The sequence below is a fragment of the Kribbella sp. NPDC023972 genome, assembly GCF_040639075.1.
GTDB lineage: Bacteria > Actinomycetota > Actinomycetes > Propionibacteriales > Kribbellaceae > Kribbella.
This window is the reverse complement of the sequence record NZ_JBEZZH010000007.1, coordinates 281,956-304,128: the sequence shown is the minus strand read 5'-3', so window position 1 is coordinate 304,128 and position 22,173 is coordinate 281,956. Positions and strand designations below refer to the sequence as shown.

The following is a 22,173-nucleotide window of genomic DNA, read 5'->3' as shown; positions in this document are numbered from 1 at the left end:
GCATTCTCTACCGCTATGGTGCACTTTCCGCGGACCGAGATATCGAGCGATCACGTGGCTTCGGTCGCTCGTTCCGCTAGGGTCGATCGGGCGACCGACGACGAGCGCGAAGGGGCGCCATGATCGAGTTCGAGGACGTCACCAAGCGGTATCCGGACGGCACCGTCGCCGTTGACACCCTGTCCCTGCGGATCCCGAGTGGTCAGATCACCGTGTTCGTCGGGCCGTCGGGCTGCGGCAAGACCACGTCGTTGCGGATGATCAACCGCACCATCGAGCGGACCGCCGGCACGATCTCGATCGACGGCGAGGACATCACCGGCAAGGACCCGGTGACCCTTCGGCGCGGGATCGGGTACGTGATCCAGCACGCCGGGCTGTTCCCGCACAAGACGGTGGTGGACAACATCGCCACCGTGCCCAAGCTGCTCGGCTGGGACAAGCGCAAGACCCGCGACACCGCGATGGAGCTGCTCGAGCGGGTCGGCCTGGACGTCAAGCTGGCCGAGCGGTACCCGGCCCAGCTGTCCGGTGGCCAGCAGCAACGAGTCGGCGTCGCCCGGGCGCTCGCGGCCGACCCCGCGATCATGCTGATGGACGAGCCGTTCAGCGCGGTCGACCCGATCGTCCGGCACCAGTTGCAGGAGGAGCTGCTCCGCCTGCAACGCGATATCGGCAAGACGATCGTGTTCGTCACCCACGACATCGACGAGGCGATCAAGCTCGGCGACAACGTGGCGGTACTGCGGGTCGGCGGCAAGCTGGCCCAGTTCGCGCCACCGGCCGAGCTGCTGGCGAACCCGGTCGACGACTTCGTCCGCGGTTTCGTCGGGCAGGACCGCGGCTACCGCGCCCTCACCTTCGTGCACCCCGACGAGCTGCCGGTCAAGCCGCTGCCGCCCGAGCTCGTGCTGGACGACGCCGGCGTGCCGGTCGGCTGGCGCACCGACCACGAGATGCTGCCGATCGGCGCTGTGTTCCAGCAGGGTGACTCGCTCCGCGCCGCGCTGGACGCCGTACTCACCTCTCCGACCGGCTGGGGCGTCTGCGTTGGCTCCGACGGCAAGGCAGTGGGGGTCGTAGACCAGGTGATCGTCGCCGAGGCACTGCGGTCATGAGCTGGATCGGCGACAACCTCGGGTTGATCTGGGAGCAGTTGCGGGAGCACCTCTACCTGGCGATCCTGCCCGTCATCCTCGGGCTGCTGATCTCGGTGCCGCTCGGCTACGTGGCGACCCGGTTCTCCTGGCTGGCGAACCCGCTGATCGCCTTCGGCGGGGTGCTGTACTCACTGCCGTCGATCGCGCTGTTCATCGTGCTGCCCGCGATCCTCGGCACCAAGGTGCTGTCCACGGTCAACATCATCGTGGCCCTCACCATCTACACGGTCTCGCTGCTGATCCGGAACGTGATCGACGGGTTGCGGTCCGTGCCGCCGGATGTCCGGCAGTCCGCGGTCGCGGTCGGGTACGGCTCCTTGCACCGGCTGATCGCGATCGACCTGCCGATCGCCGTACCGGTGATCTTCGCCGGGCTGCGTGTCGTCACCGTCGCGAACATCTCGATGGTGAGCGTCGGCGCGGTCATCGGGATCGGCGGACTGGGGGAGCTGTTCACCCAGGGCTTCCAGAAGGACTTCCTCACCCCGGTGGTGGTGGGTGTGGTGCTCTCACTGCTGCTGGCACTGCTCGCGGACCTGATCCTGGTCGGCTTGCAGCGGCTGCTCACTCCGTGGGCCCGCGTGCTCGCCACTCCGCCGGTGGAGGTGGCGTGACATGTGGGAATACCTGACCGACTCCTACAACTGGTCCGGCCCGGAAGGGATCTGGTCCAGGATCCTCGAGCACATCTGGTACACGTTCGCCGCCCTCGGCCTCTCCACGCTGATCGCACTTCCGGTCGGACTGCGGATCGGCCACACCCGGCGCGGCGCGTTCCTGGCGATCAACCTCGGCAACGCGGCCCGTGCGCTGCCGAGCCTCGGGCTGCTGATGCTGGCCGTGCTGCTGACCGACCAGATCGGCTTCCTGCCGGTGCTGATCGCCCTGGTCGCGCTCGGTATTCCGCCGATCCTGGCCTCGACGTACGCCGGTCTGTCGGGTGTCGATCCGGCCACGATCGACGCCGCCCGCGGGATGGGGATGACCGGACGCGAGATCCTGACCAAGGTGGAGATCCCGATCGCGATGCCGCTGATCATCTCCGGTCTGCGCGGCGCGACCCTGCAGATCGTCTCGACCGCGACGATCGCCGCCCTGGTGTCGCTCGGCGGTCTCGGCCGCTACGTGGTCGACGGGCTGAAGCTCCGCGACTTCCCGCAGATGTTCACCGGCGCGCTGCTGGTGGCGCTGCTGGCGATCCTGCTCGACGTGCTGTTCGCGCTGCTCGGCCGGGTCGCCGTGTCCGACGGACTCAAGACCGACTGAACTGTCCGACGTACCTGATGAACTTGAACCGATGAACCGCCCCACCGAAAGACCCATCGGCAACGGCCGGTGGCTGACCAGACACTGGAGGCTCTCGTGTTGAGATCCACGCTCATCCGTACTGCGATCACCGGGGTGGCGGTGCTCGGCCTGGCCGGCTGTGGGGGTGGCGGCGATCAGCTGGGCGACAGCGACGCGGGTTCGTCGCCCGCACCGGACAAGGTCACCAGCCTCACCGTCGGTTCCGCCGACTTCTCCGAGAGCCAACTGCTGGCCGAGATCTACGGCCAGGCGCTGGCGGCGAAGGGGATCGAGGTCAAGCAGAAGCCGAACATCGGCAACCGTGAGACCTACATGGCCGCGATCAAGGACGGCTCGGTCGACCTGCTCCCGGAGTACACCGGCGCCGCGCTGCACTACTTCAAGAAGGACGCCACCGAGACCGAGGACCAGGCGACGTACGACGCGCTGAAGTCGTCGCTGCCGTCCGGACTCGAGGTGCTGGACAAGTCGCCGGCCGCCGACGAGGACACCATCGTGGTGACCAAGGCGACCGCGGACAAGTACGGCCTGAAGTCGCTGGCCGACCTGAAGCCGGTGGCGAAGGACATGGTCGCGGGCGGCAGCTCCGAGTTCAAGGTGCGTGACGCCGGCCTGAAGGGCCTGAAGGAGAAGTACGACGTCGAGTTCAAGGAGTACAAGACGCTGGACGCCGGCGGCCCGCTGAGCCTGAAGGCGCTGCTGGACAACCAGATCCAGGTGTCGAACTTCTTCACCACCCAGTCGCTGATCAAGGACAACAACCTGGTCATGCTGGAGGACCCGGAGAACATCCTGCCGCCGAACAACATCGTTCCGCTGATCCGGACCGACCACAAGTCGGACGACGTCGTGACCACGCTGAACGCGGTCTCGGCCAAGCTGACCACGGACGCGCTGACCGACATGGTCAAGCGGATCGACGTCGGCAAGGAGTCGCCGAACGCGGTCGCCAAGGACTGGCTGTCGAAGAACCCGCTGTCTTGAGCTTCGAAGAGATGTGGGCGGCGCTGGCCGCCGTCGGCCGGGACCCCGACACCGGGGCCTACCGCCGCGGCGGCTGGACCCCCAGCGAACGCGCCGCCACCGACTGGTTCACCGACCAGTGCACCACCCGCGGCCTGACCCTCGAATCCGACGGCATCGGCAACCTCATCGCCTGGTGGTACCCGCACGGTGAGCCGGCTCCCCGGCCGACTCCCCGCGCGGGGCTCGTACCCCCGGACGTCGCCGGTTCGTCTGCAACCGCGAACGGGGAGCCGGCCGGTGGGCCGGCGTACCGCCCGGGCATCGTCACCGGCAGCCACCTGGATTCGGTGATTGACGGGGGAGCGTTTGACGGGCCGCTGGGGGTGGTTTCGGCCCTGGCGGCTGTTGATCGGTTGAGGGCGGAGGGGTTCACGCCTTCGGTGCCGATCGGGGTCGGGGTGTTTGTGGAGGAGGAGGGGTCGCGGTTCGGGATGCCTTGTCTGGGGTCCCGGGTGGCGGCTGGAGTGTTGCCGGCGGAGAAGGCGCTGGGGTTGACGGATCGCGCGGGCGTCTCGCTGGCCGTGGCGTTGGAGGCGGCGGGGATCGACCCGGCAGGCGTCGGGCCGTCGCCGTTGCTGCAGCGGATGGGAACGTTCGTCGAGTTGCACGTCGAGCAGGGCCGCGGGCTGACCGCGCCGGTCGGGGTGGCGAGCTCGATCTGGCCGCACGGGCGGTACCGGTTCACGTTCGGCGGTGAGGCCAACCACGCCGGGACGACGCTGATGGAGGACCGGCACGACCCGATGCTCACCTACGCGATGACCGCGCTGGCCGCGAACAAACAGGCCCGCCTGACCGGCGCCCGCGCCACGTTCGGGCGACTGTCCGTCGAGCCGAACGGCACGAACGCCGTACCGTCGCAGGTGATCGCCTGGCTGGACGCGCGGGCCGCGGACCAGACCACTCTCGAATCGTTGCTCGCGGCAATCACCAAGCAGGCCACCGAACGGGCCGAACGTGACGGTACGACGCTCGACGTCGTACCCGAGTCGGTGTCGCCGGTGGTCGACTTCCCGGCCGGGTTGCGCGACCGGTTGGTCGACGTACTGAATGGTGCGCCGGTGCTGCCGACCGGGGCCGGGCACGACGCCGGGGTGTTCTCGGCCGCCGGGATCCCGACCGCGATGCTCTTCGTGCGGAACCCGACCGGTGTCTCGCACTCCCCGGCCGAGCACGCGGAGATGGACGACTGCCTGGCCGGCGTGGACGCGTTGGCCGACGTACTGAAGGATCTCGCGAAGTGACGTCGTACTGGTGCTCGCGCGCCCTGCTACCCACCGGGGTCGCCGAGCGGGTGCTGGTGACGGTCGCGGACGGACGGTTCGCCACGGTCGAGACCGACGCGGACCCGGGTGACGCGATCCGGCTGGACGGCCTGGTGCTGCCCGGCCTGGCGAACTGCCACAGCCACGCCTTCCACCGGGCCCTGCGCGGCCGGACGCAGGCCGAGCGCGGCACGTTCTGGACCTGGCGCGAGCAGATGTACGCCGTCGCGTCGATGCTGACCCCGGAGTCGTACTACCAACTCGCCCGGGCCGTGTACGGCGAGATGGTGCTGGCCGGGATCACCGCCGTCGGCGAGTTCCACTACCTGCATCACGCCCCGGGCGGGCGACGGTACGACGATCCGAACGCGATGGGTACGGCGCTGATCGCGGCCGCGCGGGACGCCGGGATCCGCATCGCCTTGCTGGACACGTGTTACGTCGCCGGCGGCATCGACCAGCCGCTGAACTCGGTGCAGCAACGGTTCAGCGACGGCGACGCCGCGGCCTGGGCCTCCCGGGTCTCGTTGCTCGACGGCGCCGACGACGTCGTGATCGGTACGGCGGCGCACTCGATCAGAGGTGTCCCGCAAGAGCAACTCGGCGTGGTCGCGTCGGCGCTGCCCGACGCACCCCTGCACATCCATCTGTCCGAGCAGGTCGGCGAGAACGCCGCCTGCCTGGACGCCTACGGCCGTACGCCGGCCCAGGTCCTGGACGAGACCGGCTTCCTCAGCGGCCGGACGAGCGCCGTCCACGCGACCCATCTCACCGACGTCGACGTGGGTTTGCTCGGCAGCTCGGCGACGTACTCCTGCTTCTGCCCGACGACCGAGCGGGACCTGGCCGACGGCATCGGCCCGTCCGTGGCGCTGCGCGACGCCGGATCACCGTTGACGCTCGGGTCGGACAGTCACGCGGTGATCGATCTGTTCGAGGAGATGCGCGCGGTGGAACTGGACGAACGGCTCGCCTCCCAGGAGCGCGGCCACTGGTCCGCGCCGGAGTTGCTCAGGGCCGCGACGGCCGACGGGCATCGGTCGCTCGGGTTCGACGAAGCGGGGGTGATCGAGGCGGGTGCGCGCGCGGACCTCGTCGCCGTACGGTTAGACAGCGTACGTACGGCGGGGACCGGATGGACTGTGGAAACAGCCGTTTTCGCCGCCTCGGCCGCCGATGTCACCGACGTGGTCGTCGGCGGCCGGCAGATGGTTGCTGAGGGCAAGCACGTGAAGCTGGACGTGGCCAGTGAATTGTCCGCTGCGATCGTGGCGGTGACCGCATGACTGCGCTTTTGACCGGGCCTCCGGCGCCAGCGTGGTCATGGGGCTTTGACTCCCGCCCTTCCCTCGTCACTGTGCCTTTGGCCGGGCCTTCGGCGCCGGCGGGTCATGGGGCCCTTGGCTCCCGCCCTTCCCTCGTCACTCCGGTCGCTTCGCTCCCTCCGCTCCTCAGTCCAGGGCGGGAGGGCCCCACGACCGTCGCTTCGCTCCCTCCGCTCCTCAGTCCAGGCCGGGAGGCCCCATGACCTCGGTGCTGCTGACCGGCATCGGTTCGCTGGTGACCAACGACCCGGCGCGGGGCGGCCTGGTCGGCGAGGTGCGGGACGCGGCGCTGGTGATCGAGGGCAGCAAGGTCGCCTGGGTGGGCGCCCGGCGCGATGCCCCGGCGGCCGACTCTTCGCTGGACGTCGGCGGGCGGGCGGTGATCCCGGGGTTCGTCGACTCGCATGCGCATCTAGTCTTCGCCGGCGACCGGGCCGAGGAGTTCGCCGCCCGGATGACCGGTACGCCGTACTCCGCGGGCGGGATCCGGACGACGGTGGCCGCGACCCGGCAGGCCACGGACGAGGTGCTGACCGCGAACGTGTCCCGCCTGGTGACCGAGATGCGCCGGCAGGGGACCACCACTGTCGAGATCAAGTCCGGCTACGGGCTGACGATCGCGGACGAGGCGCGTGCACTGCAGATCGCGGGCCAGTTCACCGACGAGACGACGTACCTCGGGGCCCACGTCGTACCGGCGGAGTACGCCGAGGATCCGGCCGGCTACGTGTCACTGGTGACCGGTCCGATGCTCGAGGTATCCGCGCAGTACGCCAAGTGGGTCGATGTCTTCGTCGAGCGCGGCGCCTTCGACGAGGATCAGGCCCGGGCGATCCTGACCGCCGGTCAAGCGAAAGGCTTGCAGGCCAGGGTCCATGCCAACCAGCTCGGCGAGGGCCCTGGTGTCCAGCTGGCCTGCGAGGTTGGCGCGGCCGCGGCCGATCACTGCACCTACCTCACCGACGCCGATGTCGATGCCCTCGCCTCGACCGGGGTCGTCGCGGGGTTGCTGCCCGCTGTCGAGTTCTCCACGCGGTCGCCGTACCCGGATGCCCGGCGGCTCATCGACGCGGGAGTGACCGTAGCCCTGGCCACCGACTGCAACCCGGGCTCCGGCTACTCCTCCTCCATGCCGCTCTGCATCGCCCTGGCCGTCCGCGAGATGCACATGACCCCAGCCGAGGCGCTCTGGTCCGCAACCGCGGGCGGCGCCGCCTCCCTCCGCCGCACCGACATCGGCCACCTGACCCCCGGCGCCCGGGCCGACCTGGCCGTCTTGGACGCCCCGTCCTACCTCCACCTCGCCTACCGCCCCGGCGTCCCCCTCACCACCCAAACCTTCATCGCCGGCCGACCTGTCTAGGAGAAGCGGACTCCCAGGCCATCACAATCGCCGCATCACCTGCTGGTCCCCGCGTGCGCCGACGGTATCGGGTGAATTGTGATGGCCTGGAGATCCGGCCATCACCTGCCGGATCGCGTCCACCACCCAGTCCGGGTCGAACATCACGTCCTCCCAGGAGAAACGGAGCAGTCGCCAGCCGCGGATGGTGAGACTGACGTGCCGGCGGCAGTCGCGCGTCAGCGCGCGCCGCGTGCCGTGGTGGGCGAAACTGTCGGCCTCCAACGCGATCAGCAGCTCTGGGTGACCCAGATCGATCCGGGCGGAAAAGCCGTCATCCCGAACCACGACTTGCGGTTCGAAGCCTTTGATACCCGCTTGGATCAAGAGAGCACGAAGGACGGACTCCAGCGGTGACTCCGCCCGCCCGTCCGCGGCCGCGGCGACCCGCCGCGCTCGACGGCACCCGGGACCGCTGAGTTCGGCGGCCCCGACCATCAGCTGCGAGCGATCGACCGCGCGGAGCTGGAGCGCCGAGTCGGCGACGGCGAGGCCTGCGGCGAAGGGCAAGGTCCGGGCGCAGTCCAGCACAGTCCGGAGCTTGCCGGTCACGCGCCCCTCCGAGGGAACGTCGTCAGCCCAGTGCAACTCGCAGTCCACCGGACTCAACCGGCGGTGCTGCCCATGCGGGACCGTTATCTGCGGCTTGGTCGGTAGGTCGAGCACCGAGAACCCGTGCAAGACAGCGGCGCTCAGGTGCGAGACGATCCCTGCCTGTGCTCTGGCCGCGGCGAGTGGATCGGCCGCCGGAGGCGTCGCGTAGACACCCTTGGCGATCCGGCGGATCGTCCCGTCTGCCAGCGCCCGGCGAATGGCGCGGCCGGAGACGAACGCCCGCAGCTCCGCGAACGTCGCCGTTCCTCCACGCCGCCGGACGACCTCGATGACCTCGGACACCCCATAGATGGTGGCTCACCGGCGGCGCGGCCGGATCGAGTTGTCCACAGGCGAACCGCCAGCCCATCACAATTCGTCGTCCGGCATGCAGCTCCCGTGGTGAGCTGGGAGCGAGGGGCAATTGTGATGGTCTGGGGGACCGCCATCACAGCCGTCGTACGTCGATCAGGGTGCGGAGGGGGAGGTCGTGGCGGAGGTGGGCGTTGGTGAGGGCGTCGACGATGCAGGCGGCGCCGATCCAATGGGCGTCGCAGTCGTGGACCAGGGCGCGGGCGGCCAGTGCGGTTGCGCCGGTGTCCGCCCAGTCGTCGACCATGAGTACTCGATCGCCGGACTTCACCAGGTCGCGGCGGAAGCCGAAGACGACGTGCCGATCCCGGTAGTCCGGGCCGGTCGTACAGCGTACCCAGCGATCGCTGTCCGTCGCCTGACCGTCGCTCTTCCGGATCTCGACGAACCCGACGCCCAGCGCCGCCGCTGTCAACGCGCCCAGCATTGATCCACGAGACACCGGACCGACCACAACCGTCGGCGTCACGTCGTACAGGCGACCCAGCGCGGGGCCTAGGTCACGCAGTAACTCGGCGTCGCGCCACCACCCGGTGACGTCGGCGTAGCTGCTTCAGGCGCCGCGATCCGTTCGCCAGGTGAAGGCGTCGCGCAGCCGCTCCTGCATCTGTCTGGACATGGCTCAAGCGTGGCCGGTCGTCGGCGCCTCCGCACCCGATTTAGTCGGACAGCTCCTTGGAGCACAGCGCGGTGGTGGTGCCGTCGGGGCGGCCGAGCTTGCCGACCTCGACGAAGCCGCGGCGGGCGTGGAAGGCCAGGCCGGCGATGTCGGGCGGATCGGAACGGATTCCGCAGACCAGGCGGTCGAAGGGTTTGGCGGACCGCTCGACCGCGCGGTAGACCGCGGTCGCGAGGCCCTTGCGCCGGTGTTGCTCGGCGACCACGATCCGGTCCAGGTGGAGGAAGCGGTCGGCGTACGTCTCGGTGAACCACTGGAAGTCGAGGTTGTCGTGCGCCGAACCGGGCGCGAAGGTGAGGACGAAGGCAGCCACCTCGTCGTCGAGCTCGACCACGGCGGCGTGCGCGGCGATCAGCCGGAGCCAGTCCAGCCGGTCCGGTCCGAGTGGCTCGACCAAGCCTTCCGCGGCGGCGTTCAGGGCAAGCACCGCGGCGTCGTCGGCAGAAGTCATTGGGCGGAGCTTCACCGTGACACCATCCCACGGAAAGCCTTTGCCGCGGCAGGGGGCGAGCGTCCGGATCGCGGGCCGGCGTCCCGGAATCTGGGGGACCGGCGCCGGGGTCGAGGCGCGGGAGGTCCCTGGCTGATCCCTGGGAATCCGGGGGCAGGGTTGGGAATGACCCAGCGGTGTGCCATGTTGAGTCAGGTGTACTCAAGTCTGTTCAGTCCCGGATTTGAAACCCGGGCCTTGGAGCGGCAACATTGAGTCTGCATCACTCAACTTCGTGGAGGTAAGCACATGGCCCGCGCGGTCGGTATCGATCTCGGTACGACGAACTCCGTCATCGCCGTACTGGAAGGTGGCGAGCCCACCGTCATCCCCAACGCCGAGGGAGCGCGTACGACGCCCTCGGTGGTGGCCTTCGCCAAGAACGGCGAGGTCCTGGTCGGCGAGGTGGCGAAGCGCCAGGCCACCACGAACGTCGACCGCACGATCCGGTCCATCAAGCGCCACATGGGCGAGGACTGGAGCACGACGATCGATGGCAAGAAGTTCACCCCGCAGCAGATCAGCGCGTTCGTGCTGCAGAAGCTGAAGCGGGACGCCGAGGCGTACCTCGGGGAGCAGGTCACCGACGCGGTCATCACCGTGCCGGCCTACTTCTCCGACGCGCAGCGCCAGGCGACCAAGGAGGCCGGTGAGATCGCCGGCCTGAAGGTGCACCGGATCGTCAACGAGCCGACCGCGGCCGCGCTCGCGTACGGCCTGGACAAGGGCACCGAGCAGACCATCCTGGTCTTCGACCTCGGTGGTGGCACGTTCGACGTGTCCCTGCTGGAGATCGGCGACGGTGTCTTCGAGGTGAAGGCGACCAGCGGTGACAACCACCTCGGTGGTGACGACTGGGACCAGCGGATCGTCAACTGGCTGGTGACCCAGTTCAAGAACAAGAACGGCACCGACCTGTCCGGCGACAAGATGGCCATGCAGCGGCTGCAGGAAGCCGCCGAGAAGGCCAAGATCGAGCTGTCCGCCGCGGCCGAGACCACCATCCACCTGCCGTACCTGAGCCTGACCGAGTCCGGCCCGCTGCACCTGGAGGAGAAGCTCTCCCGGGCCGAGTTCCAGAAGATGACCAACGACCTGCTGGAGCGCGCCCGCGCCCCGTTCAAGGCGGTCATCAAGGACGCGGGTATCGACGTGTCGAAGATCGACCACGTGATCCTGGTCGGCGGTTCGACCCGGATGCCCGCGGTGGCCGAGCTGGTCAAGGAGCTCACCGGCGGCAAGGAGCCGAACAAGGGCGTGAACCCGGACGAGGTCGTCGCGGTCGGCGCCTCCCTGCAGGCCGGTGTGCTGAAGGGTGAGGTCAAGGACGTCCTGCTGCTCGACGTGACCCCGCTGAGCCTTGGCATCGAGACCAAGGGTGGCGTGTTCACCAAGATCATCGAGCGCAACACCACGATCCCGACCAAGGGCTCGGAGATCTTCACCACGGCCGAGGACAACCAGCCGTCGGTGATGATCCAGGTCTACCAGGGCGAGCGGGAGATGGCGCGCGACAACAAGTCGCTCGGCAACTTCGAGCTGACCGGCCTGCCGCCGGCGCCGCGGAACGTGCCGCAGATCGAGGTCACCTTCGACATCGACGCGAACGGCATCGTGCACGTCAACGCCAAGGACCTGGCCACCGGCAAGGAGCAGCGGATGACCGTCACCGGTGGCTCCGCGCTGCCGAAGGACGACATCGACAAGATGGTCCGCGACGCCGAGCAGTACGCCGAGGAGGACCGCAAGCGCCGGGAGGCGGTGGAGAACCGCAACCAGGCCGAGAGCCTCGTGTACCAGACCGAGAAGTTCCTGTCCGAGAACGAGGACAAGGTCCCGGACGACGTCAAGACCGAGGTCAAGGACGGCGTCGCCGAGCTGAAGAAGGCGCTCGAGGGTGACGACGCCGACGCGATCAAGGCCGCGTCGGAGAAGCTCGCCCAGTCCAGCCAGAAGATGGGTGCCGCGATGTACGCGAACGCCCAGGCCGCCGGCGGGTCCGAGGAGGGCGCGTCCACCGACAGCAGCTCGAGCAGCACCGACGACGACGTGGTCGACGCCGAGATCGTCGACGAGGACCGGCCGCAGGACAAGACGGAGGACAAGTGACGGATCGACCGACTGGCAGCGAGTTCGGCGACGGTGACCCCGTCGTCCGGGACAAGCGCCGGATCGACCCGGACACCGGCGAGCTGCGGGAGCCCCCGATGTCGGAGGCTCCCGCGGCCGGCGCCGCTCCGGGCATGCCGGGCACCCCGGGCGCACAGCCGCCGAAGGACCCGTCGGACCTGATCGGCCCGTCCGCCCAGGAGGCTCTGTTGACCGAGGCGCTCGCCGAACGTACGGCGGACCTGCAGCGACTGCAGGCCGAGTACGTCAACTACAAGCGGCGCGTGGACCGGGATCGGGAGTCCTCCCGGGAGCTCGTGATCGGCTCGGTGCTGACCGAGCTGCTCGGGATCCTGGACGACATCGGCCGGGCCCGCGAGGCGGGTGAGCTCGAGGGCGCCTTCAAGGCGGTCGCCGAGTCGCTCGAGCGGGTCACCGAGAAGCTCGGCCTGGTGAAGTACGGCGAACAGGGTGATCCCTTCGACCCGCGCATCCACGAGGCCCTGCTGCACAACTACTCCGACGAGGTGGACGGCCCGACCGCGACGATGGTCATGCAGCCGGGGTACCGCCTCGGCGAGCGGGTCCTGCGGCCGGCCCGGGTGGCCGTCTCGGAGCCGACCGAGCAACTGCCGGCCGAGGCCGTGGAGGCCGACGTACCGGTGGAGAGTACAGATGAAGACCAGGCCGCGGACAAGCCTGCGGAGTAACGGGGGCCGTGCCCCACTCGGCGGGAGGGGAGGCGTCAGATGAGTACGAAGGACTGGCTCGAGAAGGACTTCTACAAGGTTCTCGGCGTCTCCAAGACCGCCGAGGCCGACGAGATCAAGAAGGCCTACCGCAAGCTGGCGCGCAAGTACCACCCGGACTCCAACTCCGGGGACGCCACCGCGGAGGCCAGGTTCAAGGAGGTCTCCGAGGCGTACGACGTGGTCGGCGACCCGAAGAAGCGCAAGGAGTACGACGAGGCACGCCGGCTGTTCGGCAGCGGCGGCTTCCGGATGCCGGGCGGTAGCACCGGACAGGGCGGCTTCAACTTCGACGTCGGCGACCTGTTCAACCGGGGTGGGGCCGGCGGCGGTGGCGGCCTCGGCGACATCCTGGGCGGCATGTTCGGCGGTGGCGGCCGGACCACGACCACCACGTCGACGGCCCGGCCGCGGCGCGGTGCCGACATCGAGACCGAGGCGACGATCGAGTTCGCCGAGGCCGTGAACGGTGTCACCGTGGCGCTGCGGATGACCAGCGACGAGCCGTGCCGGACCTGCCGTGGCACCGGCGCGAAGTACGGGACGGTGCCCAAGGTCTGCCTGAAGTGCGAGGGCACGGGGATGCAGACCTCGGTCCAGGGCGGCGTGTTCGCCATGACCGAGCCGTGCACCGAGTGCAGGGGACGCGGCCTGGTCGTCGACCAGCCGTGCGAGACCTGTCACGGCTCCGGCCGTGGCCAGTCGAGCAAGACCATGCAGGTCCGCATCCCGGCGGGCGTGCAGGACGGTCAGCGGATCCGGCTGAAGGGCAAGGGCGCGGCCGGCGAACGGGGTGGCCCCGCGGGCGACCTCTACGTCACCGTGCACGTCAAGCCGCACCGGATCTTCGGCCGCCAGGGCGAGCACCTGACGCTCAACGTTCCGGTGAGCTTCACCGAGGCCGCGCTGGGCGCCGAGATCAAGGTGCCGACCCTGGACGGCCTGCCCGTCACGGTCCGGATCCCGGCCGGTACGGCGAACGGGAGCAAGCTGCGCGTCCGTGGCAAGGGATCGGCCCGCCGGGACGGCACCAGGGGCGATCTGCTGCTCACCATCGAGGTGCAGGTTCCGCACGAGCTGAGCGAGGAGCAGCGGGCCAAGCTGCAGGAGTTCAGCTCGGCTTCGGACCAGCCTGACCTGCGGGCCGGGTTGTTCGGGAGTTCGTGATGGGCATCCCGTTCAGCCAGGTGCCGACCTGGGACGACCGCACGCCGATCTACGTGATCTCGGTGGCGGCCCAGCTGGCCGGCATGCATCCGCAGACACTGCGCCAGTACGACCGGCTCGGGTTGGTCACCCCGAGCCGGGCGTCCGGTCGCGGCCGGCGGTACTCGGCGTACGACGTGGCGAAGCTGAGGTACGTGCAGCACCTGTCCCAGGAGGAAGGCATCAACCTGGCGGGAATCCGGCACATCCTCGCGCTGCAATCCGAAGTGGAGGACCTGCGCAGGCGAGTCAACCAGCTCCTGGCAGAAGTCCAGCGCGGTGTCGGTGCGTCCCGGCAGACCACCGGCAGCCGGGTCTTCTCGGCGGGCCCGGCCGGCGACGTGATCGCGATGGGCCGACAGCAGACCACGACCCGCTGGATCCGGACCCAGCCGTTGGAGCTGGGTCCGCGCTGACAGAACGAGCCCGGGCTCAGGCCGGCCGTGCTGAGCCCACCGACCCAGAGGCGTCCGATCCCCCCTCGGAGCCTCCGGCCAGTGGAGACGTCGTCCCCCAGATGTCTCCACCGCTGAAGGTGCGCCTCACCCCCAGGCGCCCTTCGGCCCCCGCAGGGTGGTCCGATTCCAGGACCGCCCTGCGGTTCGTATCAGCACCACTGCGCAGATCGTGGACCCCCGGCGATGTCTTGAGCAACTGCTCAAGACGGTCGACCTGAGGCGGCGGCCATAAACTCCTGCCCATGACCCTCCTGGACGACCAGGGCCGCCCGGAGCCTCCTCTGGCCTCCGACGAGACCGAGACCCTCGTGGGCTTTCTGGAATACCAGCGCGCGACGTTCGCCTGGAAGTGCTCCGGCTTGGACGTGGCCGGTCTGACGGCGACCGTGGGCGCCTCGACGATGACGCTGGGCGGGATGCTCAAGCACCTGGCCTACTACGAGGACCACTGGTTCTCCTACCGCATGCGGGGGAACAAGCGCCACGCGATGTGGAACGACGACGACTGGGACTCCGACCCCGACTGGGAGTGGAACTCGGCCGCCGAGGACTCCCCCGAGGATCTGCACGCCCTCTGGCAGGACGCGGTGTCCCGCTCCCGCGATCTGCTCTCCGAGACCCTGGCCGACGGCGGCCTGGACCAGCTGGCACGGCGCAGCTTGCCGGACGGTCGCATGCCCAGCGCGCGGTGGATCGTGGTTCACATGATCGAAGAGTACGCCCGGCACAACGGGCACGCCGACCTCATCCGGGAGTCGGTGGACGGCCTCATCGGGGAGTGACAGGACAGGCCGAAGACCCGGCGGCCGACTGTCCGCAGCAAGCCCGGATGCGGCTGAAGGCATCTCCCGAGCGTGCCGGAGGTGGCGCGTGCGCAGCCCCAGCCGGTTCAGCCGGTTTGTCCACAGCCGGTCAACTCATGCTCAACCAGCGGCCACCAAACGGATACAACTTGTAACGAGACCATCTCCCGCCCAGGGAAACCCTGACTTGTCCCCAGATTTTCTCAGAGTTGAGTGGAATGGACTCAAGTTTGGATAGGTTGTATCCAGTGACTGCTGTTGGTTGAGCTTGAAAGGCTGGAACAGATGGACGTTCAGCGGTTGACGACGCTGGCCCGGGAAACCCTGTCGGTCGCGATCCGTCAGACCTCCGCGGCGGGCAACCCGACCGTGGAACCCATTCACCTGCTGTCCGCGCTGCTGACGCAGCCCGAGGGGACCACCGCCGGGCTCCTCGAGGGCGCCGGCGCCGACATCGACGCCGTGCGCCGCCGGACCGCGGAGTTTCTGAGCCGGCTGCCGAAGGCGAGCGGCGGCAGCGTGCAGGCGCCGAGCCTGTCGCCGAAGACCACTGACGTGCTGAACCAGGCGGAGCAGCGCGCTCTCGGGCTCGGCGACGAGTACGTCTCCACCGAGCATCTGCTGATCTCGCTCGCGACCGTCGAGGGCAATGCGAAGACCGCGCTCGGCGTGACCGCGGACGCGCTGCTGCAGGCGTTCGACAAGGCGCGCGGCAACCGCCGGATCACCTCACCGGAGGCGGAGGGCACCACCAAGACGCTGGAGAAGTACGGGCTCGACCTGACCGAGCGGGCCAAGGACGGGAAGCTCGACCCGGTGATCGGGCGTGACTCCGAGATCCGACGAGTGGTCCAGGTGCTGTCCCGCCGTACCAAGAACAACCCCGTCCTGATCGGTGAGCCCGGCGTCGGCAAGACCGCCGTCGTCGAAGGACTGGCCCAGCGGATCGTGGCCGGTGACGTGCCCGAGTCGCTGCGCGGCCGGCGCTTGATCAGCCTCGACCTCGGAGCGATGGTCGCCGGCGCGAAGTACCGCGGTGAGTTCGAGGAGCGGCTCAAGGCGGTGCTGACCGAGATCAAGGAGTCCGACGGCCAGATCATCACCTTCATCGACGAGCTGCACACCGTCGTCGGCGCCGGTGCGACCGGCGAAGGCGCGATGGACGCCGGGAACATGCTGAAGCCGATGCTGGCCCGCGGCGAGCTGCGGATGATCGGCGCCACGACCCTCGACGAGTACCGGACCCGGATCGAGAAGGACCCGGCGCTGGAGCGCCGCTTCCAGCAGGTGTTCGTCGGTGAGCCGAGTGCCGAGGACACGATCGCGATCCTGCGCGGCCTGAAGGAGCGCTACGAGGCGCACCACAAGGTGGCCATTTCCGACAGCGCGCTGGTCGCCGCCGCGACGCTGTCCCACCGCTACATCAGCGGCCGCCAGCTGCCGGACAAGGCCATCGACCTGGTCGACGAGGCAGCGTCCCGGCTGCGGATGGAGATCGACTCGTCCCCGGTCGAGATCGACTCGCTCCGCCGTACCGTCGACCGGCTGAAGATGGAGGAGCTCGCGCTGTCCCGCGAGGAGGACCCGTCCAGCCAGGAGCGGCTCGAGCGGCTGCGCGCCGACCTGGCCGACCGCGAGGAGGAGCTGCGTGCCCTCGAGGCCCGCTGGGAGCGGGAGAAGTCCGGCCTGAACCGGGTCGGTGAGATCAAGGAGCGGATCGACGAGCTGCGCGGGCAGGCCGAGCGGGCCCAGCGCGACGGCGACCTGGAGACCGCTGCCCGGATCCTGTACGGCGAGATCCCCGAGCTCACGAAGGAGCTGGAGGCCGCCGACGCCGAGCCCGAGGTCACCGACGGCCCGGAGGCGATGGTCAACGAGGAGGTCGGCCCGACCGAGATCGCCGAGGTGATCGCGATGTGGACCGGCATCCCGACCGGCCGGCTACTGGAGGGCGAGACCGGCAAGCTGCTCCGGATGGAGGACGAGCTGGGTCGTCGGCTGATCGGCCAGCGCGAGGCGGTCACGGCCGTCAGCGACGCCGTCCGTCGCGCCCGGGCCGGTATCTCCGACCCGGACCGTCCGACCGGAAGCTTCCTGTTCCTCGGCCCGACCGGCGTCGGCAAGACCGAGCTGGCCAAGGCGCTCGCGGACTTCCTGTTCGACGACGAGCGCGCCATGGTCCGGATCGACATGTCGGAGTACGGCGAGAAACACAGCGTCTCGCGGCTGGTCGGCGCCCCGCCCGGCTACGTCGGGTACGAGGAAGGCGGCCAGCTCACCGAGGCGGTGCGCCGGCGCCCGTACTCGGTGATCCTGCTCGACGAGGTGGAGAAGGCTCACCCCGAGGTCTTCGACATCCTGCTGCAGGTGCTGGACGACGGCCGGCTCACCGACGGCCAGGGTCGTACGGTCGACTTCCGCAACGTCATCCTGATCCTGACCAGCAACCTCGGCTCGGCGTACCTGGCCGACGTCACGCTGGACGACCAGGTCAAGCGTGATCAGGTGATGGCGGTGGTGCGGCAGTCGTTCAAGCCGGAGTTCATCAACCGGCTGGACGAGATCGTGCTGTTCGACGCCCTGGGCAGCGAGGAACTGACCCAGATCACCGCCCTGCAGATCACCGCCCTGCAGCGCCGCCTGACCGACCGCCGGATCACCCTGGACGTCGGCGACGACGCTCTGGAGTGGCTCGCGATGACCGGCTACGACCCGGTCTACGGTGCCCGCCCCCTGCGCCGCCTGGTCCAGTCCGCCATCGGCGACGAACTCGCCCGCGCTCTGCTGGCCGGCAACGTCCGAGACGGCGACACCGTCAAGGTCACCCTCAACGAGGCCAAGGACGCCCTCGAGGTAACCCCGGCCTGACCCAAGCCGGGCCCGCCCCGCGGGCCCGGCAGCTCCAACCCCAGCGCCAGCCCCGACACCCGGACCGGGCGCTCAGCTTCCAACCGCTCGCAGGTGGTGCTTTGCTCGGCCCCCGACGGTCAGCCGACCGCCGACCTGCAAAGCACCGCCTGCGAGCTACCCGCACCCACGCACAACGCTCGCGGCAGCAAGCGATGAAGGAGAATGCGGAGGTGACGAATCCGCGCGCCACCTGGGTGAACACCACACACGACTGGTCCGGCACGATCGACCAGGACCACCTGGAACACATCCGCTCCCAGCCCGCCGAGTACGCCCCCAGCGGCCTGATCCATCTGCTCCTGGAAGTCCTCGCCTACGCCAACGACGAAGCAGAGTCAGCCGGTCGGCGCGGCACCTGCACCGTCACCCTGCACACCGACAGTTCCATCGCGATCGAGGACAACGGCCGCGGTACCGACACCCGCGTCGACGAGCACGGCCAGCTGATCAAGAAGCCGATCATGGCCACCCAGGACCTCCGCTTCTTCGCGAACCCAGCCAGCCCACTCCTCCCTGACGGCCACCCCCGCCGCGGCATGTCCGTCGTCGCAGCGCTCAGCGACTGGCTCGTCCACACCAACCGCCGCCTCAACGGCTCCTGGACCCAACGCTACGAACACGGCATCCCGGTCACCGACCTGGACTCGATCGACAACACCCCGGCCACCGGAACAACGGTCCACTTCCACCCCAACCTGGCGTACTTCCTCCACCCCGGCCTCACGCCTACGGACCTCGACCTGACGTTCCCGCACCTCGACATCACCGTCGCCGCACCCTGAGCCAGCGCGCGGCGACAGCACGGTTTGGCTCGTCTGGGAGGATCGGGGCAGGGGGCTGGTGGAAGGAACTCTTCAGGGCATGACCGAGCAGCAGGGCAACAACTCCGGTGAGGACCGCCCCGGGCCGTACCAGGGCGTCTTCGGCTCGGCCGGCGCCTCACCATCACCAGGATCGCCAGGTTCACAGCCGCCCGGCTCGCCGCCGTACGGTGATCCACGGAGTTCGTACGGCGACTTTCCGGGAGCGTACGGCGGTGCGTTCGGCACGACTCCGCCTCAGTACGCGCGCCCACCGAAACAGGTCACCATCGCCTCGGCGATCTCGCTCGGCCTCGGAGCCTTGTGTCTCCTGCTCGCCGGCATGGCTTTCACCTCCGCGGGCGAGCGGATCGCCGAGATCGTCACCGGCTCCAAGGACGCCCAAGGCCTGGTCGTCGCCGTCATCCTCGGCTGCGCCGCCGCGTACATCATCCCGGCCGTCTACCTTCGCAAACGTCACGCCTGGTCCCGCTACACGCTGATCGCGATCGCCGCGCTCGGCATCGTCGGCGGCCTGATGCAGCTGCCCAACGGCATCCTCGGCCTCGCCATCCACGGCACCCTGCTGTTCCTGATGCTCCAGCAGCCGACCAAACTCTGGTTCCACCACCGCTGACCGAAGGACCGCACCCGTGGAGATCTGGATCAACCCCGCCTGCTCCAAATGCCGCACCGCCACCAAGGCCCTGGACGAGGCCGGCATCGCCTACACGGTCCGCCGCTACCTGGACGACCCACCTACGCCGGAAGAACTCACCGCCGTACTGCAGCGCCTCAACCTGGAACCCTGGGACCTGGTGCGCCACAACGAACCAGCCGCCAAACCCCTCCGCACCCTCCCCCGAGACGAAGAACACCGCGCCGCCTGGATCCAGGCCATGACCGAGTCCCCCATCCTCATCCAACGCCCCATCCTCACCGCCGACGACAACACCACCGCAGTAGCCCGCGACCCAGAAACCCTCGCCCGCTTCCTCCCGAACTAACCCCTAGCGACAATCTGCCCCGCGCTGCCCCAGGTTGCCCGCCGAACCTGTGGATGGCGCCGCGCATGGGATTGCCAATTCCTGCAGAATCCGCAAGGGGTTGTTGTCGTACCGGACGTCGATCGAGTTCGCGCGGCCGCTGCAGGAACCGATGCTCTGGTTGCCGGATGCGGTGGCGGGGGCGGTGACTGCGGCGAACCTCGGGGAGCCGAGGTGGTTACTGGCGTTGTCCGAGATGGCCGTCGTGCATCAGGTCACAGTGCGCTAGAAGCGCGAAAGCTGGGCCCCATCATCCGGTGGGAATCCCAGCTTCACTTCTCACCAAGCAGCGCGTGGCGAGCTACCTGAAGTATGCCACAAACAACCGGGCGCTGTCGTCCGACATCCACACGCCCAGGCGTCAGAGTTCTTCGAGGCGGGTGAGGGCTTCTTTGAGGACTTCGGGTTGTTTGCAGAAGGCCCAGCGGACGAGGGGGCGGCCGGCTTCGGTGTTGTCGTAGAAGACTTGGTGGGGGATGGCTACGACGCCGGTGCGTTCGGGGAGCATGCGGCAGAAGTCGATGCCGTCGGTGTGACCGAGGGGGCGGATGTCGGTGGTGACGAAGTAGGTGCCCTGTGGGCGGTGGACGCCGAAGCCGAGTTGCTCCAGGCCGTCGCAGAGAAGGTCGCGGCGGGACTGCAGGTCGGCGCGCAGGGCGTCGTAGTACTCGTTGCCTAGGGCAAGTGCTCCGGCGACGGCAGGCTGGAAGGGGGCGCCGGAGGTGAAGGTGAGGAACTGCTTGGCGGTGGTGACCGCGGTGACCACCTCAGGCGTGCCGGTGACCCAGCCGATCTTCCAGCCGGTGACGGCGAACGTCTTGCCCGCGCTGCTGATCGAGACGGTGCGTTCGGCCATTCCGTCGTACGACGCCAGCGGCCGGTGCTCGAGGCCGTCGTACACGAGGTGTTCGTAGACCTCGTCGGTGATGACGACCAGGTCGTGCTCGACGGCGACGGCGCTGATGCCGCGGAGCTCGTCGTCGGTGAGGACGGTACCGGTCGGGTTGTGCGGGGAGTTGATCAGCAGGACCTTGGTGCGCGGGGTGACGGCGGCGCGGAGTTCGTCGAGGTCGAGGCGGAAGTCCGGGGCGCGCAGGGTGACCGGGACGCGGCGGCCGCCGGCGAACGCGATACCGGCCGCGTACGAGTCGTAGTACGGTTCCAGCGCGATCACCTCGTCGCCGGGCTCGACGTACGCGAGCAGGGCGGCGGCGACGGCCTCGGTCGCGCCGGTGGTGACGAGGACCTCGGTGTCGGGGTCGTACGACAGGTCGTAGAAGCGCTTCTGGTGGTCGGCGATCGCCTGCCGCAGCGCCGGTACGCCGCGACCCGGTGGGTACTGATTCGCGCCGGCGCGGATCGCGCTGATCGCGTCCTCGAGCAGCGAGTCGGGCCCGTCGCGGTCCGGGAACCCCTGGCCGAGGTTCACCGAGTTGGTCGCCACCGCACGGGCGGACATCTCCGCGAAGATCGTCGTCCCGAGCCCGGTCAGCCGCTGAGCGTGTTCGCGCATGTTCCTGACCCTAACGCGCACACCGAGATCCCGCCGGAAATGCCGGGCCTGGACCAGCTCCTCGGAGTTCCAGGCATGGAGCAAACGTCAGCGTTCGCTCGAACGGCGTGGAGCTGAACCGCGCGCCCGCGTGCAACGTGCTGCCCTCGCGGATCGGCTCGGCGACCAGGAAATACTGTCAGCCTGGGGGTGGGTCTACCTGGGGTTCGGGGCGGAGGGCTCGGAGCCAGAGTTCGGTTTGGGCTACGTGGGCCGAGGCGGCGGTGGCGGCGGCGGCCGGGTCGCGGCGGGCGAGGGCGGCGAGGATCGCGCGGTGGCCGCGGTCGCTGGTCTGCTTGATCGCGTCGAAGTCCGCGCCCGGCTCGAAGATGCGGTAGTGCCCGCCGCGACCGCGGATCACGCCGGTGAGCGCGGTGACGGTCGGGTTCCCGCCGGCCGCACAGATCGCGCCGTGGAACTCGGCGTCCAGCCGCTGGATCTCGGTGGCGTCCGTGGTCGCCTCCAGTTGGTCGAGGATCCCGCTCAGCCGCTTCTGCAGCTCGGGGTCCTGCCGGGCCGCGGCCGCCGCGGTGGCGTGCGCCTCGAGCACTCGGCGTACTTCCATCAGTTCGAGGACGCCCTCGAGGGGGATCAGCTCGACCGAGAGCGAGAACCGGCTGATGATCTCGGCCGGGTCCAGTGCCGAGACGTACGTGCCGGAGCCGTGCCGGGACTCGATCACGCCGAGCGCCGCCAGTGACCGGGCCGCCTCCCGCAGGGAGCTCCGGGACACGCCGAGGTGGTCGCACAGCTCGGGCTCCGGCGGGAACTTCGCCCCCGGGCCGAGCTCGCCGGACGCGATCATCTGGCGCAGGCCGGCCAGGGCCTTGTCCGTGGCTGCCATGAGCCCACCTCCTCGATTTGTTAAGTCCTCAGACCACTCACTGGTGACATTCTCGCAAAACCTTGTCGTTCCCGC

At 69.2% G+C, this 22,173-nt stretch carries 21 protein-coding genes; 16 read left to right on the top strand and 5 right to left on the bottom strand.

The window, feature by feature from the left end; all coding sequences use genetic code 11:
- The first annotated feature begins 119 nt into the window (after positions 1-119).
- The 7 genes from AB0F43_RS27760 (at position 120) to hutI (ending at position 7,447) form a co-directional block, all read left to right on the top strand.
- The gene (locus AB0F43_RS27760; RefSeq protein WP_360482918.1) at positions 120-1,118 is read left to right on the top strand and encodes an ABC transporter ATP-binding protein; all 999 of its coding nucleotides are present in this window, start codon (positions 120-122) and stop codon (positions 1,116-1,118) included.
- Positions 1,115-1,774 carry an ABC transporter permease gene (locus AB0F43_RS27755; protein ID WP_360482915.1) on the top strand — a complete coding sequence of 220 codons (660 nt, stop codon included), beginning with the start codon at positions 1,115-1,117 and terminating at the stop codon, positions 1,772-1,774. The genes AB0F43_RS27760 and AB0F43_RS27755 overlap by 4 nt, the downstream gene beginning before the upstream one ends.
- 1 nt (position 1,775) lies before the next feature.
- A complete protein-coding gene (locus AB0F43_RS27750; protein WP_360482912.1) occupies positions 1,776-2,426 on the top strand; it encodes an ABC transporter permease in 651 nt (216 codons plus the stop codon).
- A gap of 96 nt (positions 2,427-2,522) precedes the next feature.
- Complete coding sequence (locus AB0F43_RS27745; protein ID WP_360482909.1) at positions 2,523-3,452, top strand: ABC transporter substrate-binding protein; 930 nt, start codon at positions 2,523-2,525, stop codon at positions 3,450-3,452.
- Positions 3,449-4,738: an allantoate amidohydrolase gene (locus AB0F43_RS27740; RefSeq protein WP_360482907.1), complete on the top strand. Its 1,290-nt coding sequence runs from the start codon at positions 3,449-3,451 to the stop codon at positions 4,736-4,738. Before AB0F43_RS27745 ends, AB0F43_RS27740 begins: the two co-directional genes overlap by 4 nt.
- Positions 4,735-6,045 (top strand): formimidoylglutamate deiminase, encoded by a 1,311-nt coding sequence (locus AB0F43_RS27735; RefSeq protein ID WP_360482904.1) that lies wholly within the window; start codon positions 4,735-4,737, stop codon positions 6,043-6,045. Before AB0F43_RS27740 ends, AB0F43_RS27735 begins: the two co-directional genes overlap by 4 nt.
- 238 nt (positions 6,046-6,283) lie before the next feature.
- The gene (hutI, locus tag AB0F43_RS27730) at positions 6,284-7,447 is read left to right on the top strand and encodes an imidazolonepropionase (RefSeq protein WP_360482901.1); all 1,164 of its coding nucleotides are present in this window, start codon (positions 6,284-6,286) and stop codon (positions 7,445-7,447) included.
- 21 nt (positions 7,448-7,468) lie between these two features.
- Here hutI and AB0F43_RS27725 read toward each other — a convergent pair whose 3' ends face one another.
- From AB0F43_RS27725 to AB0F43_RS27715, 3 genes are all read right to left on the bottom strand, one after another.
- A complete protein-coding gene (locus tag AB0F43_RS27725) occupies positions 7,469-8,383 on the bottom strand; it encodes a type IV toxin-antitoxin system AbiEi family antitoxin domain-containing protein (protein ID WP_360482898.1) in 915 nt (304 codons plus the stop codon).
- Positions 8,384-8,528: 145 nt separating this feature from the next.
- Positions 8,529-8,921, bottom strand: coding sequence for a phosphoribosyltransferase family protein (locus AB0F43_RS27720; protein ID WP_360482895.1), 393 nt, complete (start codon positions 8,919-8,921; stop codon positions 8,529-8,531).
- A 190-nt stretch (positions 8,922-9,111) separates the two neighbouring features.
- Positions 9,112-9,582, bottom strand: coding sequence for a GNAT family N-acetyltransferase (locus AB0F43_RS27715; protein WP_360482892.1), 471 nt, complete (start codon positions 9,580-9,582; stop codon positions 9,112-9,114).
- A 288-nt stretch (positions 9,583-9,870) separates the two neighbouring features.
- On the opposite strand from AB0F43_RS27715, the gene dnaK reads away from it, so the two are divergent.
- From dnaK to AB0F43_RS27670, 9 genes are all read left to right on the top strand, one after another.
- The gene (gene dnaK / locus AB0F43_RS27710; protein ID WP_360482889.1) at positions 9,871-11,730 is read left to right on the top strand and encodes a molecular chaperone DnaK; all 1,860 of its coding nucleotides are present in this window, start codon (positions 9,871-9,873) and stop codon (positions 11,728-11,730) included.
- The gene (gene grpE, locus AB0F43_RS27705) at positions 11,727-12,440 is read left to right on the top strand and encodes a nucleotide exchange factor GrpE (RefSeq protein ID WP_360482886.1); all 714 of its coding nucleotides are present in this window, start codon (positions 11,727-11,729) and stop codon (positions 12,438-12,440) included. The genes dnaK and grpE overlap by 4 nt, the downstream gene beginning before the upstream one ends.
- Positions 12,441-12,479: 39 nt before the next feature.
- Positions 12,480-13,646 (top strand): molecular chaperone DnaJ, encoded by a 1,167-nt coding sequence (dnaJ, locus tag AB0F43_RS27700; protein ID WP_360482883.1) that lies wholly within the window; start codon positions 12,480-12,482, stop codon positions 13,644-13,646.
- Positions 13,646-14,101, top strand: coding sequence for a helix-turn-helix transcriptional regulator (locus AB0F43_RS27695; RefSeq protein ID WP_360482881.1), 456 nt, complete (start codon positions 13,646-13,648; stop codon positions 14,099-14,101). Before dnaJ ends, AB0F43_RS27695 begins: the two co-directional genes overlap by 1 nt.
- Before the next feature lie 284 nt (positions 14,102-14,385).
- On the top strand, positions 14,386-14,925 hold the full coding sequence (locus tag AB0F43_RS27690) for a DUF664 domain-containing protein (RefSeq protein WP_360482878.1): 540 nt from the start codon (positions 14,386-14,388) through the stop codon (positions 14,923-14,925).
- A 306-nt stretch (positions 14,926-15,231) separates the two neighbouring features.
- On the top strand, positions 15,232-17,814 hold the full coding sequence (clpB, locus tag AB0F43_RS27685; RefSeq protein WP_360482875.1) for an ATP-dependent chaperone ClpB: 2,583 nt from the start codon (positions 15,232-15,234) through the stop codon (positions 17,812-17,814).
- A 194-nt stretch (positions 17,815-18,008) separates the two neighbouring features.
- On the top strand, positions 18,009-18,638 hold the full coding sequence (locus AB0F43_RS27680; RefSeq protein ID WP_360482872.1) for a hypothetical protein: 630 nt from the start codon (positions 18,009-18,011) through the stop codon (positions 18,636-18,638).
- A 79-nt stretch (positions 18,639-18,717) separates the two neighbouring features.
- A complete protein-coding gene (locus AB0F43_RS27675; RefSeq protein ID WP_360482870.1) occupies positions 18,718-19,293 on the top strand; it encodes a hypothetical protein in 576 nt (191 codons plus the stop codon).
- Positions 19,294-19,309: 16 nt separating this feature from the next.
- On the top strand, positions 19,310-19,663 hold the full coding sequence (locus AB0F43_RS27670) for an ArsC/Spx/MgsR family protein (protein ID WP_360482867.1): 354 nt from the start codon (positions 19,310-19,312) through the stop codon (positions 19,661-19,663).
- Positions 19,664-20,063: 400 nt separating this feature from the next.
- Here AB0F43_RS27670 and AB0F43_RS27665 read toward each other — a convergent pair whose 3' ends face one another.
- Together AB0F43_RS27665 and AB0F43_RS27660 are read right to left on the bottom strand one after the other, a co-directional pair.
- Entirely contained in the window at positions 20,064-21,215 is a 1,152-nt protein-coding gene (locus AB0F43_RS27665) for a pyridoxal phosphate-dependent aminotransferase (RefSeq protein ID WP_360482864.1), read from the bottom strand.
- 178 nt (positions 21,216-21,393) lie between these two features.
- Complete coding sequence (locus tag AB0F43_RS27660; RefSeq protein WP_360482861.1) at positions 21,394-22,098, bottom strand: FCD domain-containing protein; 705 nt, start codon at positions 22,096-22,098, stop codon at positions 21,394-21,396.
- Positions 22,099-22,173: the final 75 nt, after the last annotated feature.